Origin of the sequence: Thermus amyloliquefaciens (assembly GCF_000744885.1) — a bacterium.
Lineage (GTDB): Bacteria > Deinococcota > Deinococci > Deinococcales > Thermaceae > Thermus > Thermus amyloliquefaciens.
Map to the genome: position 1 here is coordinate 79473 of NZ_JQMV01000003.1, position 14563 is coordinate 94035.

Here is a 14563-nt window from a genome sequence, read left to right on the forward strand (position 1 = left end):
GCCAGGTTGGGGTGGCCTTAGAAGTCCATGTCCCCGCCGCCCGCAGGCGCAGGGGTGGACTCCTTCTTCTCGGGCTTCTCCGCCACCACCGCCTCGGTGGTGAGGATGAGGGAGCCGATGGAGGCGGCGTTCTGGAGGGCGGAGCGGGTCACCTTGGCGGGGTCCACGATGCCCGCCTCCACCATGTCCACGTACTCCCCGGTGGCGGCGTTGAAGCCCAGGCGGAGGTTCTTGGTTTCGGAGAGGATCTTCTGGACCACCACGGAACCCTCGTACCCGGCGTTCTCGGCGATCTGACGGGCGGGCTCCTCCAGGGCCCGGCGCACGATCTTGGCCCCGGTGGCCTCATCCCCCTCCAGCTTCTGGAGGAGCTCCTCCACGGCGCTGATGGCCCTGAGGAGCGCCACGCCACCGCCCGGGACGATGCCCTCCTCCACCGCCGCCCGGGTGGCGTTCAGGGCGTCCTCAAAGCGGTGCTTCTTCTCCTTGAGCTCGGTCTCGGTGGCGGCACCCACCCGGATCACCGCCACGCCCCCCGCCAGCTTGGCCAGGCGCTCCTGGAGCTTCTCCTTGGCGTACTCGCTGTCGGTGGTCTCCAGCTCCTTCTTGATGCCGTTGATACGGGCCTCGATGTCCTCCTTCTTGCCCTTGCCGCCCACGATGGTGGTCTCGTCCTTGGTGATCCTCACCCGCTCAGCCCGGCCCAGCATGGAGAGGGTGGCGTTCTCCAGCTTGAAGCCGAGCTCCTCGGAGATCACCGTGCCCCCGGTGACCGCGGCGATGTCCTTGAGCATCTCCTTGCGGCGGTCGCCGAAGCCGGGAGCCTTCACCGCGGCCACGTTCAGGGTGCCCCGGAGCTTGTTCACCACCAGGGTGGCCAGGGCCTCGCCCTCCACGTCCTCGGCGATCAGGAGCAAGGGCCTGCCCGTCTGGGCCACCTGCTCCAGGATGGGGAGGAGTTCACGCACGTTGGAGACCTTCTTCTCCACGATGAGGATGAAGGCGTCCTCCAGGACCGCCTCCATGGCCTCGGGGTTGGTGATGAAGTAGGGGGAGATGTACCCCTTATCAAACTGGTACCCCTCCACGAACTTCAGCTCGGTCTCCAGGCTCTTGGACTCCTCAACGGTGATGATCCCCTCCTTCCCCACCTTCTCCATGGCGTCGGCGATCAGCTTGCCGACGTCAGGGTCGTTGGCGGAGATGGTGGCCACCTCCTCGATGGCCTTGCGGTCCTCCACGGGGATGGCCAGGGAGCGGATCTTCTCCACCGCCACCTCCACCGCCTTCTCAATGCCCCGCTTGAGGGCCAGGGGGTTGGCGCCAGCGGCCACGTTCTTCAGGCCCTCCCGCACGATGGCCTGGGCCAAGACGGTGGCGGTGGTGGTGCCGTCACCGGCCACGTCGTTGGTCTTGGAGGCCACCTCCTTGAGGAGCTGGGCCCCGATGTTCTCCAGGTGGTTCTCCAGCTCGATCTCCTTGGCCACCGTCACCCCGTCTTTGGTGATGGTGGGGGAGCCGAACTTCTTCTCCAGGACCACGTTCCGGCCCCGGGGGCCAAGGGTCACCTTCACCGCATCGGCTACCGCGTTGACGCCGCGCTCCAAGGCCCGGCGGGCCGCCTCGTCAAACACCAGGACTTTCGCCATACCTCACCTCCCTTTACTGCAGAACCGCCAGAAGGTCGCGCTCGGAGAGGATCACGTACTCCTCGCCGTCAATCTCGATCTCGGTGCCGCCGTACTTGGCGAAGACCACGATGTCCCCCTCCTTGACCTCGAGGGGCACCTTCTGCCCGTTCTCCAAGACGCGGCCCGAGCCCACCGCGATCACCTTGCCCTTCTGGGGCTTTTCCTTGGCGGTGTCGGGGAGCACGATGCCACCCTTGGTCTTGGGCTCCTCTTCAATCCGCTTCACCACAACCCGGTCGCCTAGGGGCTTGATCACGGTCTTCACCTCCGCAGCCATATCCACTCCCTCCTTTGACGCTCAAAGGGCGAGAGTGTCAAACCAAAGGTCATTATTCTACCCCCTTACCCCTTTGTCAAGGGGGTTGAGGGAGGTCGTTATAGGGTGGGGGCCTGGTGCCCGCGCACTACCCTGAGCTCCAGGCCGTGGGCGAGAAGGAGGCCCTGCAAGGCCAGGGCCCGGGCCAGCCCCGGGGGGGCTCCAAAGATGGGGCGGCCCTTTTCCCCGGGGTAGAGGAAGTAGCCTTCGGGTAGGAGGAGGAGCACCCCCTGCCGGGCCCGCGCCGCGCCCCGAAGGGCGGCCCGCAGGAAGGCTTCCTCCGCTGCCTGGCTCACCAGGAGGTAGGTGCTTCCCGGCGGGGCGGGTGGGGGGAGGGCGGGGGAGGGGGTGGGGGCAAGCCGGGCGAGGAGGGCCAGGGCCCGCTCCAGGTGGGCCTTGCCCCGGCCCAAGGGGAGGACCTCCCCTGCGGAGAGGCCGTAGCGCTCTCCCCGTCTTTCCGCTTTCAGGAGGAGCCAGGCGGCGAGGCTCGCTGCGTGGTCCAGGTAGCTGGGGTGGAGGGCCTGGGTGTCCAGGTGAAGAAAGAGGCTTCCCAGGAGGCTTTTCTCCACCTCCCGCACCAGGGGCTGCCCCTGGCGGAGGCTGGCCTTCTTGGCCAGGAGGCGCAGGGAGTCCCCGGGCCGGTAGGGGCGGAGGCCTTTGGCCTCGAGGGGATCGGGGAGGCCGAAGGGCATGGGCCTGCCCTCCAGGAAGAAGCTGGGGACGGGGGTGTAGGGGGGTAAGGGCCGCAAGGGGGGGTAGACCAGGACCTTCCCCGCTTCCAGAAGGAGGAGGCGCTCCCCTAGCCCCAGGGGGCTCTGGAGGTGGAGGCCTAGGCGCACCGGGTGCTCCCCCCGTCTGCGGTAGCGGTGGGGGAGGGGGAGGGAAAGCCGGGTTCTCCCCCAGGCCACCCCGGAAACGCCCCGGGACTCGAGGCCCAGGGGGGCCGAGGGCAGGCTTTCCAGCCGGAAGAGGACGGGCAAGGGGCAAACGAGCTCCACCTCGGTCCTTCCCTCGCCCCCTTGCCCAGGGAAGCCCGGGCGAAGCCCCCCCAGCTCCGCCTGGGCCCGGGCCAGCCAGGGTGCCCGGTAAAGGGCCAGGAGGAGGGCAAGCCCCAGGAGAGCCAAGAGGCTTTCCATGCTAGGCCCGTTCCACCGGGGTGGGAACAGCCTTGAGGGCTTCCGCCACCAGCCCCTCCGGGCTCGCCCCGGAAAGCTCCGCCTCCAGCCTCAGGAGAAGGCGGTGGGGAATGGCCGCCCGGAAGGCCCGCTTGACGTCCTCGGGGATGACGAAGGGGCGCCCCTCCAGGAGGGCCAGGGCCTGGGCCAGGCGCTCCACCTGCAAAAGGGCCCTGGGGGAGGGCCCAAGCCGCAGCTCCTCCCGGCTCCTTAGCCAGGCGGAGAGGGAGAGGAGGTAGTCCAAAAGCTCCTCGGAAACCTGCACCCGCCGCACCTCTTTCCGCAGGGCCAAAAGCTCCTCGGGTCCGGTGACGGCCTCGAGGCCCGAAAGGGGCTCCCGCTCCTTTAGGGCCTGGAGCAGGGCCTTCTCGTCGGGGTAGCCCAGGGAGAGCCGGGCGGTAAAGCGGTCCCGCTGGGCCACGGGCAGGGGGTAGGTGCCCTCCTCCTCCACCGGGTTTTGCGTGGCTAGGACGAAGAAGGGCTCGGGCAGGGGATGGGTCTTCCCCTCCAGGGTCACCTGGCCTTCTCCCATGGCCTCGAGGAGGGCGGACTGGGTGCGTGGGGTGGCCCGGTTCAGCTCGTCCACCAGGAGGACCTGGGCGAAGATGGGGCCCTCCTGCCACACCAAGCTCCCTTCCCGGTAGAGGTAGACCCCGGTGAGGTCCTGAGGCAGGAGGTCGGGGGTCATCTGGATGCGGCTAAAGGAAAGGCCTAGGACCCGGGCTAAGGCCTTGGCGAAGGTGGTCTTCCCCGTGCCGGGCACGTCCTCCAGAAGAAGGTGTCCCCCGGAGAGCAGGGTGGCCAGGGAAAGCCTTAGGGTTTCCTCCCTCAGGAGGACCCGGCCCGAAAGAGCCCCTTGGATGCGTCTGAGGAACATAGCCTAAGGATATCCTTCAAGAAAACTTCCGCCCGTTCCGCTTCCTTCTCCCCGGTCCCTCCCCCGTAGCGCACGGGCAGGTAAAGCCGGGTGAGTTCCGAAAGGGGCTCCCTTAATCCTGGGAGCAAAGGGGAAACCCTCTCCAGGTATTCCAAGGGTCCCTCGGAGGCCAGGCGGGGAAGGCCCAGGGCCTTTATGGCCTTCAGGGCCTGGGAATAGGCTCGCCGCACCCGGTCTTGGGGGAGGGTTTCTTGGAAGCGCTTGGAGCTACTGGCCGGTATGCCCTGGGCGGCCTCCTGCTCTTCCCAGCCACGGTGGCGCCAAACCAGGAAGGCTAGAAGGGAGAGAAGCCCCAGGGTGAAAAGGGCGGAAAGCCCCGCCAGGGCTATGCCCACCTCGCCTAGCCGCCTGGGTCCCGGTACGGCTTCTTTTGGGCCCCCCTCTTGGGAAGGGGTGGGCATGGGGGCTGAGGGGGTGGTTCCCCATGCGCTTTCCCCACCCCCAAGAGTACCCAGGTAGAGGAGGAAAAGGACCCCGGCCAAAAGGGCCAGCAAGAGGGGCAAAAGGTGAAGCCCCCGGTAGGGAAGCCTTTCCCCCCGGCCCAAAAGGGGCAGAAGCGCCAGGAGGAGAAGAAGGAGGGCCAGGGGCTGGGCATGGGCCAAGGCCCGGTTGAGGAAGGCCACCCAGGGGGAAAACCCCTCCATGGGAGCCTGGTACATTCCTTCCTCTCCGGACTGGGGTTTCGCTGCCGGGGAAGCCTGAAGGCTAGGGGGAGTCAAGCTGGGTAGGGGAAGGGCGGGAAGGCGGAGGGGAAGAAAGGCCAGGCTTGCCAGCAGGAGGCCCAGGATCCCTGGGATCCATAGGGTGGAGGGGGGAGTCCAAAACCGTTCCCCCCGTTCTCGGGCTCGCCTATGGGCTCCCGCCAGGAGGTTGAACCCGTGAAGAAGCCCTAGAAGGAACAGGCCGAGCGGACCCAGCCCAAGAGCTATAGGCAGGAGGAGGAGGCTTGAAAGGGGCCGTTTTTGAGCGGCAAGGAAAAGGCCATAGAGCAAAAGGAGCCCAGAGGTCAAGGCCCACTCAGGAAGCCAGGAGGGGAAGGCTAGAGCCAGGGCGCGAAACAGGCCGGGAAGAAAGGCCAACCATAGGAAGCCCTGGGGGTAAAAGGCCTTGCCCCAGTGGAGGAGGCCTACCCCCAAGACCAGAGAAAGCCCTAACCCTGGCGCAACGCCCACAAGGAGGGAAGCACCCACCAAGGGCACGATGAGGGCAGGGGCCGAACCCATCCTTGGCTACAGGGGCATGTAAGGGCAGTCCTTCACATCCAACCCACAACCCGAGGGGGAAGAGCGTTGGGTTATGCTTTCTGCGGGTAAAAGGCCCAGAGCCGAGGCGAGAAACCCTATCAGGAGAACTTTCCGCACGTTAAAAATTGTATCTGATCCTTGAAGCGCCCGAATGTGACCTAGGCTGGGTTTCTTTGGCGTTGGGCTTCGTAGAGGAGAAGGGCGGCGCTCACCGCCACGTTCAGGCTGTCCGCCACCCCCCGCATGGGGATGCGCACCCGGGTCTGGGCCCGCTGGAGCCAGGCTTCGGGAAGCCCCTCGTCCTCCGCGCCCAGGAGGAAGGCCACCCCCTTGCGGTAGTCCTCTTCCCAGTAGATCTTTTCCCCCCGGGGGGTGGCGGCCACCAAGATGAGCCCTTTCCCCTCCAAGAAACCGCCGACCTCCTCCTCGGGGACGGGATAAACGGGTAGGGAAAAGACCGCTCCCGTGGAGTTGCGGATGACCTGGGGGCTATAGAGGTCCACCCCCTCGGCCACCAGGACCAGGTCCACCCCCGCCCCGTCCGCCGCGCGCAGGATGGCCCCGAGGTTGCCGGGTTTCTCCAGGCCCAGGAGGACCAGGACCAGGGGGGTTTGCGGGAGCCGGACCCCCTTTAGGCTTTTTTGGGGGATGCGGAAGACCCCGATGACGGGCGGGGGATGCTCCCTTACGGAAACCCGCTCCATCGCCTCTTGGGAGAACTCCAGGATGGGAACAGGGCCCGCCAGGGCCCGGTCTTCCGGGGTGGCCTTGGGGCCGAGGAGGAGGGTTTCCAGGTGGAGGCCGGCCCTAAGGGCCCTTTCCACCTCCCGCCGTCCCTCCACCAAAAAAAGCCCGGCCCGCTCCCGCTCCTTGCGTTCCTTCAGGGCGGCCAGGGCCTTCACCTTGGGGTTAGCGGGGCTTTGGATGCGCATGGCGGCTCCTCGGCTCGGGGTTTCCCTGGAGGCGCACCGCAAAGCGGGTTACCCGGGGTCCGGAAAGCTCCAGGGAAACCTCCTCCACCTGGGGCAACTCCTCCAGAAGCCGGGAAAGCCTGAGGAGGATCTCCTGGTAGGGGGTGGGGTCAAGGGGAGCACCATCCGGGTTTTGCCCGTGCGCGATGGGCTTTACCAGCTCCTGGGCGTCCTTCTGGGTGAGGGGGGAAAGCCGCTGGCCCAGCACCTGGTCCCCCAGGGGGGTGGGCAGGACCAGGGTGAGGACGGGGCCGAAGAGGGGATGGGGCTTGGCGGTGAGCTTGAGGGAGAGCCCCTCCCCTTTCCCCAGGGGTAGGCCGAAGCACGCCAAAAGGGCGGCCCCCTCCGCCTGGGTCAGGGCGGTTTTCCCTTCCAGGAGCTTCCTGGCCTCCTCCAGACGCAGGTCGGGGAAGTCGGGGAAGTGGAGGGGTTCTTCCCGCCAAGCCTTGTAGGCCCAGGCCCGGCTCAAGGCGATGGCCGCCGATTCGGGGAAGCGGTAGAGGGCCACCCGGCCCGCAACCCGGGCCCGCACCCCGGGGGAGCCCATCACGCAGGCCAGGAGGAGCTTGCTTCCCTCGGCCCTCTCCAAAAGGGCCAGGAACTCCTCCTCGCTGGCAAAGCCCATGGGTACGAAGAGGAGGAACACGCTTCCCGCTTCGCTTTGCAGGGCTTCTTCCAGGGCCTGGGCGAAGGCCTCCGCCTTGGCGGCGGAGCCCAGATCCACGTGTTCTACGGCAAGCCCTCCTTCCCTTAAGGCCTCCAGGGCCAGGTTGGAGGGGCCGGAGGCGTTGGAGATCAGGCGGACCCGGTTGTTTTCGGGAAGCTGTCCCAGGGCCAGGAGGGCGGCCACGTCAAAGGCCTCCTCCAGGTTGTTGGCCCGGATCACCCCCGCCTGGGCGAAGAGGGTCCGCACCAGGGGGTCCCGGGAAGGGTGCACCGCCAGGATGGGCTTTTTCTTGCCGATCCTCCGGGCCAGGCGGGAGAAGCGCCTGGGGTTGCCGAAGCTCTCCAGGTAGAGGAGGATCACCCGGGTTCTTTCGTCCTCCTCCCAAAACTGCAGGAGGTCGTTGGAGGAGAGGTCCGCCTTGGCCCCTAAGGAAACGAAGGAGGAGATGCCAAGCCCCATGCCCTCCGCATAGGCCATCACCGCCCGGCCCAGGGTCCCCGACTGGCTGGAGATGGCCAAAGGCCCCGGCTTGGGGAGGGGGGCCAGGCCCGCCGCCAGGCGGACATCGGGGTGGGTGTGGACCATACCCAAGGAGCCGGGGCCCAAAAGGCGCATCCCGTGGCGCCGGGCCTTGTCGGCCAGTTCCCGGGCTTCCCCTTCCGTGAAGCCGGTGGTGAGGACGATGGCCGCCCGCACCCCCCGCCTTCCCGAGGCCTCGAGGGCCTCCCAGACCCGCTCCTTGGGCACGGCGATCACCGCCAGGTCCACGGGGCCGGGGATGCTCTCCACCCGGGGGTAGGCGAGAAGGGGCCCCACCGTGCCCCCCTCCTTGCCGATGGCCTCGTTCACCGGGTACACCGGGCCTTGGAAGCGTCCAAAGATGAGGTTTTCCAGGATGCGGTAGCCGATGCTTTCCGGGTCGCGGCTCGCCCCCACCACCGCCACCCCCCGGGGGAAGAAGAAGGGGTGAAGGCTGGCGATGGTGGAGACCTTCTCCCGCCACTCAAAGCGCGCCGCCGCCTGTTCCTCCAGGAGGATCCCAAACTCCACCTCTATTTCCCCGCTATCCCGGTGGGCCCGCACCTGGAAGCCGCTTTCCATGAAGACATTGAGCATCTTCTGGTTTTCCGCCAGGACATAGGCCTGGAAGCGGCGCACCCCCCGCTTGGCGGCGATCAGGGCCAGGCGCTCCAGAAGGAGGGTGCCCAGGCCTTTCCCCTGGAAGGCGTCGTCCACCAGGAAGGCCACCTCGGCGGTGTCCTCCCCTTTAAGGCGCACGTACTCCCCCGTGGCCACCATCCTGGGGGGGTCCCCCGCCAGGACGATGAGGTTCACCTTTTCCTCCTCGGGTTTGGCGGAAAGGAGAAGCTCCGCCGCCTTTTCCGGGGAGATGGGGGAGAAGAAGCGCATGCGCAAGGACTCCGGGGATAGGCGCCTCAGGAACTCCACGAAGAGGGGAAGGTCCTTGGGGCCTGCCCGCCTTAGGAAGGCGGTGCGTCCATCCTTGAGGAGGATGGGGCCCTCCTCGAGGCCGTGCTGGGGCGTGGGTGGGGGCACGTAGCCCATGCCTTTAGCCTACTCCTCCGCGCCTGGGGGCGCTTGCCAGGTGGTCCTTTCCCCCGCTTCCCGGTAGCATGGGTCCATGCTCAGGCTGGATACCCGTTTCCTTGCCCATTTCCCGGAGGCCCTCAAGGAGCACGCTTCCCTCCTCCTAAGGGCCCGGGAGGCCCTTCTTTCCAGACGGCAGGATCCCCAAAGCATGCTGGGTTGGATCGATCTCCCCGAGGACACGGAAACCTTAAGGCATATCCGCCGCTACCGCGAGGCCAACCCCTGGGTGGAGGACTTTGTTCTTCTGGGCATCGGGGGAAGCGCCTTGGGGCCTAAGGCTTTGGAGGCCGCCTTCAACGAAGGCGGTGTCCGCTTCCATTACGTGGACCACGTGGAGCCGGAGCCCGTGCTTCGGCTCCTTCGGGGCCTGGATCCGCGGAAGACCCTGGTGAATGCGGTTTCCAAGTCGGGGGCTACCGCGGAAACCCTGGCCGCCCTCCTCCTCTTCCTCAACTGGCTTCGGGAGCACCTGGGGGAGGACTGGCGGCGGCACCTGGTCCTCACCACCGACCCCCGGCGGGGGGCACTGCGGGCCCTGGCGGCCAGGGAGGGCCTCCTGGCCTTTGCCATTCCGGAAAACGTGGGAGGGCGCTTTTCCGTGCTCTCCCCGGTGGGCCTCCTCCCCTTGGCCTTCGCCGGGATGGACCTCGAGGCCCTCCTCATGGGGGCCAGGAAGGCCAACGAGGTGGCCCTGGCCCCCCTGGAGGAGAGCCTTCCCCTGCAGACCGCCCTTCTGCAGCACCTCCACCGCCACCTGCCCGTCACCGTCTTCATGGTCTACTCCGAGCGGCTCAAATACCTTCCCGCCTGGTTCGTCCAGCTCCACGACGAGTCCCTGGGCAAACGGGATGGGGAGGGCAACCGGGTGGGCACCACCGCGGTGCCCGCCTTGGGCCCACAGGACCAGCACGCCCAGGTGCAGCTTTTCCGGGAAGGCCCCCTGGACAAGCTCATCGTTCTGGTGGTGCCGGAAAGGCCCACGGAGGACCTCGCCCTGCCCCGGGTGGAAGGCCTCGAGGAGGAGGCGGGCTACCTCGTGGGCAAGAGCCTCTTCCAGCTCCTAAGGGCCGAAGCCGAGGCCACCTACCAGGCCTTGGCGGAAGCGGGGCAGAGAACCTACACCCTGTACCTCTCGGAGGTTTCCCCCTACGCGGTGGGCTGGCTTTTGCAACACCTCATGTGGCAGACCGCGTTCCTGGGGGAGCTTTGGGGGGTCAACGCCTTTGACCAGCCCGGGGTGGAGCTGGGCAAGCGCTTGACCTTTGCCCTTCTGGGACGCCCCGGATACCCCTCCTGACCTTGGAAGCGTGGAAAGGGGTGTATGATGCCCTAGGCATAAGGGGGTCTTTATGGACCGACTGGAGCCTTTGGGCATCAAGCCGAAAAAGCAGGTTTTTTGGAACACGGTTTCTCCCGTCCTGGTGGAACACACCTTGGCCAGGGGGGAGGGGTTTTTGGCCCACAAGGGGCCCTTGGTGGTGGACACCACCCCCTACACCGGCAGAAGCCCCCGGGACAAGTTCGTGGTGCGGGAGCCCGAGGTGGAGGGGGAGATCTGGTGGGGGGAGGTGAACCAGCCCTTCGCCCCAGAGGCCTTCCAGGCCCTCCTGGAGCGGGTGGCGGCCTACCTCTCCGACCGGGACCTTTACGTTCAGGACCTTTACGCCGGGGCCGACAAGCGCTACCGCCTGCCGGTGAGGGTGGTGACGGAAAGCCCCTGGCACGCCCTCTTTGCCCGTAACATGTTCCTTCTCCCCCGCCGCTTCCCCGAGGACGACGAGGTGGAGCCCTTCACCCCTGGCTTTACCGTGATCCACGCCCCCTACTTCCTGGCCGACCCCGGGCGGGACGGTACCCGGAGCGAGGTCTTCGTGGGCATTAGCTTCCAGCGGAAGCTGGTGCTCATCGTGGGTACCAAGTACGCCGGGGAGATCAAGAAGAGCATCTTCACCGTGATGAACTACCTCATGCCCAAGCTTGGGGTCTTCCCCATGCACGCCTCGGCCAACGTGGGGAAGGGGGGGGATGTGGCCGTCTTCTTCGGGCTTTCGGGGACGGGGAAGACCACCCTTTCCACCGACCCGGAGAGGCCCTTGATCGGCGACGACGAGCACGGTTGGAGCGAGGAGGGGGTCTTCAACTTCGAGGGGGGTTGCTACGCCAAGGTCATCCGGCTTTCCCCGGAGCACGAGCCCCTTATCTACAAAGCCTCCAATCAGTTTGAGGCCATTTTGGAAAACGTGGTGGTGAACCCGGAAAGCCGGCGGGTGGAGTGGGACGACGACACCAAGACGGAGAACACCCGGGCCTCGTACCCCATCGCCCACCTGGAAAACGTGGTGGACTCGGGCATGGCGGGCCATCCCAAGGCCATCTTCTTCCTCTCCGCCGACGCCTACGGGGTCCTGCCCCCCATCGCCCGCCTCTCTCCGGAGCAGGCCATGTACTATTTCCTTTCCGGCTACACCGCCCGGGTGGCGGGGACGGAAAGGGGGATCACCGAGCCCAAGGCCACCTTCTCCGCCTGCTTCGGGGCGCCCTTTTTGCCCATGCACCCCGGGGTTTACGCCAAGATGCTGGGGGAGAAGATCGCGAAGCATGGCCCCCGGGTGTACCTGTTGAACACGGGCTGGACCGGGGGACCCTACGGGGTAGGCCGCCGCTTCCCCCTTCCCGTGACCCGGGCCCTCCTCCAGGCGGCGCTTTCCGGGGCCCTCGAGGGGGTCCCTTACCGTCAGGATCCCGTCTTCGGCTTTGAGGTGCCCTTGGAGGTACCCGGGGTGCCGAGGGAACTTCTGGACCCGCGGGAAACCTGGGCCGACAAGGAGGCCTATGACCGCCAGGCCAGGAAGCTGGCGGCGCTTTTCCAGGAGAACTTCCGCAAATACGCCGACGGGGTGGAGGAAGCGGTGCTCCAGGCGGGGCCGAGGCTGTAGGGGAGAAGGGGCCTTGGGGGCTGGGCCCACGCCCAGCCCCTTGCCAAATAGGGCAAGGGGGTATTAGGCTCCTAAGGGGCGGGCAATGGAAGGGACAAATGTACTTCACCCCTGGACCAGGTCTTCTGGCAAAATAGTACGCACCACCGTCTGGGGGACGGGTGCCCTATGAGCCAACCTTGGTTTAGCCGCTACGCCTGGGGAGTTTTGGTGTGGAACGTCCTGGTGGCCCTCTGGGGGGCTTATGTGCGGGCCACGGGGTCGGGGGCGGGGTGCGGGGCCCACTGGCCCACCTGTAACGGGGAGGTCATCCCCAGAAGCCCCGGGGTGGAGACCCTCATCGAGTTCACCCACCGGGCCACCTCGGGCCTGGCCTTCCTTTCCGTGCTCCTCTTGGCCTTCCTGGCCTTCCGCCTTTGGCCCAAGGGGCATCCCGTGCGGCTTGGGGCGGGTTTGGCCTTCTTTTTCATGATCACCGAGAGCCTGGTGGGGGCCTCCTTGGTCCTCTTCGGCTGGGTGGCGGACAACGTCAGCGCGGAGCGGGCCGTGGTGCAGATGGTGCACCTGGCCAACACCTACTTCCTCCTGGCTTCCCTGGTCCTCACCGCCTGGTGGGCTTCCGGTGGGGCCCCCCTGCGCCTGAGGGGACAGGGGGCGGTGGGGGTGGCCTTGCTCCTGGGCCTTTTGGCCCTCCTTTTCCTGGGCATGAGCGGGGCGGTGACCGCCTTGGGCGACCTCCTTTTCCCCGTGCGGAATACCCTCGAGGCCCTGGAGCGCTCCTTGACCCCGGGCGAGCACTTCCTGGTGCGCCTTCGGGTTCTCCATCCCCTTATTGCGGTGAGCGTGGGGCTTTATGTGGTGTTTGCCGGCTACCTGGTGGCTCATCTGCGGCCTTCTTCCCACACCCGGCGCTTCGCCCACGCCCTGGCCTACCTCTATGGGGTGCAGCTTCTGGCGGGCCTGGTGAACGTCTGGCTCAAGGCTCCCGTCTGGATGCAGATCCTCCACCTCTTCCTGGCCTATGCCGTGTGGCTCTTCTTCGTCCTCTTGGTGGCTGCGGCCCTTGACCGGGGGGCCAGGCGGGTGGAGCTGGGGGAGGGGACGGAGGCGGGGGTACACCGGGGCACCGGGGGCGCCACCTGGAAGGATTACCTGGCCCTCACCAAGCCGCGGGTGATCAGCCTGCTTCTCTTCACCACCCTTTTCGCCATGCTCATCGCCGCCAGGGGCTGGCCTGGGACAGGGCTCTTCCTGGCCGTGGCCCTGGGTGGCTACATGATGGCGGGAGCGGCCAACGCCATCAACATGGTGGTGGACCGGGACATTGACGCCCGCATGCGCCGCACGGCCAAGAGGCCCACGGTCACCCAACGCATCTCCAGCCGCGACGCCCTGCTCTTCGCTTTTGGCCTAGCCCTTCTGGCCTTTCTCCTCCTCTGGTGGGGGGCGAACCTGCTGACGGCCACCCTGGCCCTCATGGGCCTCATCTGGTACGTGCTGGTCTACACCCTTTACCTGAAGCGGCGGACCTGGCACAACATCGTCATCGGCGGGGCGGCGGGGGCCTTCCCGCCCCTGGTGGGCTGGGCGGCGGTGACGGGTGAGTTAAGCCTCTTTGCCTGGTACCTCTTCGCCCTCATCTTCTTCTGGACCCCGGTGCACTTCTGGGCCTTGGCCCTCATGATCCAGGACGACTATAAGGCGGTGGGCGTCCCCATGTTGCCCGTGGTGCTGGGCGAACGGGTGACGGTGATGCAGATCGCCCTTTATGCGCTCCTCACCGCCTTGATCTCCCTCATGCCCCTCCTTTTGGGGGAACTCGGCCTCGTCTACCTCTTCTTTAGCCTCACCCTTAACGCTTTGCTTATCCTTAAGAGCTTGGCCCTCTACCGCCAGCCCGAACGGAGGACGGCGGTTTCGCTGTATAAATACTCCATGCTCTACCTGGCCCTCTTGTTCGTGGCCATGGCGGTGGATCGGGTGCTTTAGGGAGGGAGTGGATGAAAAGAGGTATCGCGGTCTTAGGTCTTTTAGGCGTAGCCCTGGCCCAGGAGGCCCACCGGGTGGCCATCACCCATCCGGTGTCTGCCTTCAACCGGGAGACCAACTTCCTCCTGGTCTGGGTTTTGGTCTTCTCGGTGCTCATCTTTGGCGTGGTGGCCGGGGCTTTGGCGTACATCGCTTGGCGCTTCCGGGCTAGGCCGGGCCAGGAGGGGGAGCCCCCCCAGATCCACGGCAACGACCGCCTCGAGGTGGTCTGGACGGTGATTCCCCTCCTCATCATCTTCGTCCTCTTTGGCTTCACCGCCCGGAGCCTGATCCTGGTGAACAAGCCCATCCCAGGGGCCATGAAGGTGGAGGTGACTGGCTACCAGTTCTGGTGGGACTTCAACTATGCCTCCTTGGGCTTCCGCAACTCCAACGAGCTCGTCCTGCCCGTGGGGGTGCCGGTGACCCTGGAGATCACCTCCAAGGACGTGATCCACTCCTTCTGGGTGCCGGGGCTTGTAGGCAAGCGGGATGCCATTCCGGGACAAAAGACCCTTCTTCATTTCACACCGGAAAAGCCGGGCGTGTACTACGGCTTCTGCGCGGAGCTCTGTGGACCTAGCCACGCCCGCATGCTCTTCCGGGTGGTCGTCCTGCCCCAGGAGGACTTTGAGCGCTTCGCCCAAGCGGCGAAGACGTACACGCCCCCCGTGGCCGATGCCCAGGGGCAGCAGGTGTTCCAGCAGAACTGCATGGCCTGCCATTCGGTCCAGGGCAAGATGCCTCCGGCGGTCATCGGCCCCGAGCTGGGCTTTATGGGCAACCGCACCAGCCTGGCGGCGGGCATTGTGGACTACACGCCGGAGAACCTGAAGGCCTGGATCAAGGACCCCGCCTCCATGAAGCCGGGGACGAAGATGCCGGGCTTCCCGCAGCTTTCCGAGGCGGACCTGGACGCTTTGGTCCGCTACCTGGACGGCTTGAAGGTGGAGGGCTTGGACTTTAAGGCCTTGCCTAAGTTCTAGG

At 66.4% G+C, this 14563-nt stretch carries 11 protein-coding genes; 4 read left to right on the forward strand and 7 right to left on the reverse strand.

Going from position 1 to position 14563, the window contains the following annotated elements; translation table 11 throughout:
- Positions 1-17: 17 nt before the first annotated feature.
- The 7 genes from groL to BS74_RS00800 form a co-directional block, all read right to left on the reverse strand.
- The gene (gene groL / locus BS74_RS00770) at positions 18-1649 is read right to left on the reverse strand and encodes a chaperonin GroEL (RefSeq protein ID WP_038055200.1); all 1632 of its coding nucleotides are present in this window, start codon (positions 1647-1649) and stop codon (positions 18-20) included.
- Between the two features lie 13 nt (positions 1650-1662).
- Positions 1663-1968, reverse strand: a complete 306-nt coding sequence (groES, locus tag BS74_RS00775; protein WP_038055202.1) for a co-chaperone GroES — start codon at positions 1966-1968, stop codon at positions 1663-1665.
- Between the two features lie 98 nt (positions 1969-2066).
- Entirely contained in the window at positions 2067-3143 is a 1077-nt protein-coding gene (locus BS74_RS00780) for a DUF58 domain-containing protein (RefSeq protein WP_038055204.1), read from the reverse strand.
- 1 nt (position 3144) lies between these two features.
- Positions 3145-4059, reverse strand: a complete 915-nt coding sequence (locus BS74_RS00785; RefSeq protein WP_038055206.1) for an AAA family ATPase — start codon at positions 4057-4059, stop codon at positions 3145-3147.
- Positions 4011-4778, reverse strand: coding sequence for a DUF4129 domain-containing protein (locus BS74_RS12225; RefSeq protein WP_245606058.1), 768 nt, complete (start codon positions 4776-4778; stop codon positions 4011-4013). Before BS74_RS12225 ends, BS74_RS00785 begins: the two co-directional genes overlap by 49 nt.
- 743 nt (positions 4779-5521) lie before the next feature.
- On the reverse strand, positions 5522-6295 hold the full coding sequence (locus BS74_RS00795) for a TrmH family RNA methyltransferase (protein WP_038055210.1): 774 nt from the start codon (positions 6293-6295) through the stop codon (positions 5522-5524).
- A complete protein-coding gene (locus BS74_RS00800) occupies positions 6273-8567 on the reverse strand; it encodes a GNAT family N-acetyltransferase (protein ID WP_038055212.1) in 2295 nt (764 codons plus the stop codon). Before BS74_RS00800 ends, BS74_RS00795 begins: the two co-directional genes overlap by 23 nt.
- Before the next feature lie 76 nt (positions 8568-8643).
- On the opposite strand from BS74_RS00800, the gene pgi reads away from it, so the two are divergent.
- From pgi to coxB, 4 genes are all read left to right on the forward strand, one after another.
- Positions 8644-9909: a glucose-6-phosphate isomerase gene (gene pgi, locus BS74_RS00805; RefSeq protein ID WP_038055214.1), complete on the forward strand. Its 1266-nt coding sequence runs from the start codon at positions 8644-8646 to the stop codon at positions 9907-9909.
- A 52-nt stretch (positions 9910-9961) separates the two neighbouring features.
- Positions 9962-11548, forward strand: coding sequence for a phosphoenolpyruvate carboxykinase (ATP) (pckA, locus tag BS74_RS00810; protein ID WP_038055216.1), 1587 nt, complete (start codon positions 9962-9964; stop codon positions 11546-11548).
- A gap of 168 nt (positions 11549-11716) precedes the next feature.
- On the forward strand, positions 11717-13537 hold the full coding sequence (locus tag BS74_RS00815; protein ID WP_038055219.1) for a heme o synthase: 1821 nt from the start codon (positions 11717-11719) through the stop codon (positions 13535-13537).
- An 11-nt stretch (positions 13538-13548) separates the two neighbouring features.
- Positions 13549-14562 carry a cytochrome c oxidase subunit II gene (coxB, locus tag BS74_RS00820; RefSeq protein WP_038055222.1) on the forward strand — a complete coding sequence of 338 codons (1014 nt, stop codon included), beginning with the start codon at positions 13549-13551 and terminating at the stop codon, positions 14560-14562.
- The last annotated feature ends 1 nt before the right edge of the window (position 14563 follow it).

What these genes read in the sequence shown, in the direction of transcription:
- groL (WP_038055200.1), bottom strand. Translation starts at nt 1,649, where the DNA reads ATGGCGAAAGTCCTGGTGTTTGACGAGGCGGCCCGCCGGGCCTTGGAG.
- groES (WP_038055202.1), bottom strand. Translation starts at nt 1,968, where the DNA reads ATGGCTGCGGAGGTGAAGACCGTGATCAAGCCCCTAGGCGACCGGGTT.
- BS74_RS00780 (WP_038055204.1), bottom strand. Translation starts at nt 3,143, where the DNA reads ATGGAAAGCCTCTTGGCTCTCCTGGGGCTTGCCCTCCTCCTGGCCCTT.
- BS74_RS00785 (WP_038055206.1), bottom strand. Translation starts at nt 4,059, where the DNA reads ATGTTCCTCAGACGCATCCAAGGGGCTCTTTCGGGCCGGGTCCTCCTG.
- BS74_RS12225 (WP_245606058.1), bottom strand. Translation starts at nt 4,778, where the DNA reads ATGTACCAGGCTCCCATGGAGGGGTTTTCCCCCTGGGTGGCCTTCCTC.
- BS74_RS00795 (WP_038055210.1), bottom strand. Translation starts at nt 6,295, where the DNA reads ATGCGCATCCAAAGCCCCGCTAACCCCAAGGTGAAGGCCCTGGCCGCC.
- BS74_RS00800 (WP_038055212.1), bottom strand. Translation starts at nt 8,567, where the DNA reads ATGGGCTACGTGCCCCCACCCACGCCCCAGCACGGCCTCGAGGAGGGC.
- pgi (WP_038055214.1), top strand. Translation starts at nt 8,644, where the DNA reads ATGCTCAGGCTGGATACCCGTTTCCTTGCCCATTTCCCGGAGGCCCTC.
- pckA (WP_038055216.1), top strand. Translation starts at nt 9,962, where the DNA reads ATGGACCGACTGGAGCCTTTGGGCATCAAGCCGAAAAAGCAGGTTTTT.
- BS74_RS00815 (WP_038055219.1), top strand. Translation starts at nt 11,717, where the DNA reads ATGAGCCAACCTTGGTTTAGCCGCTACGCCTGGGGAGTTTTGGTGTGG.
- coxB (WP_038055222.1), top strand. Translation starts at nt 13,549, where the DNA reads ATGAAAAGAGGTATCGCGGTCTTAGGTCTTTTAGGCGTAGCCCTGGCC.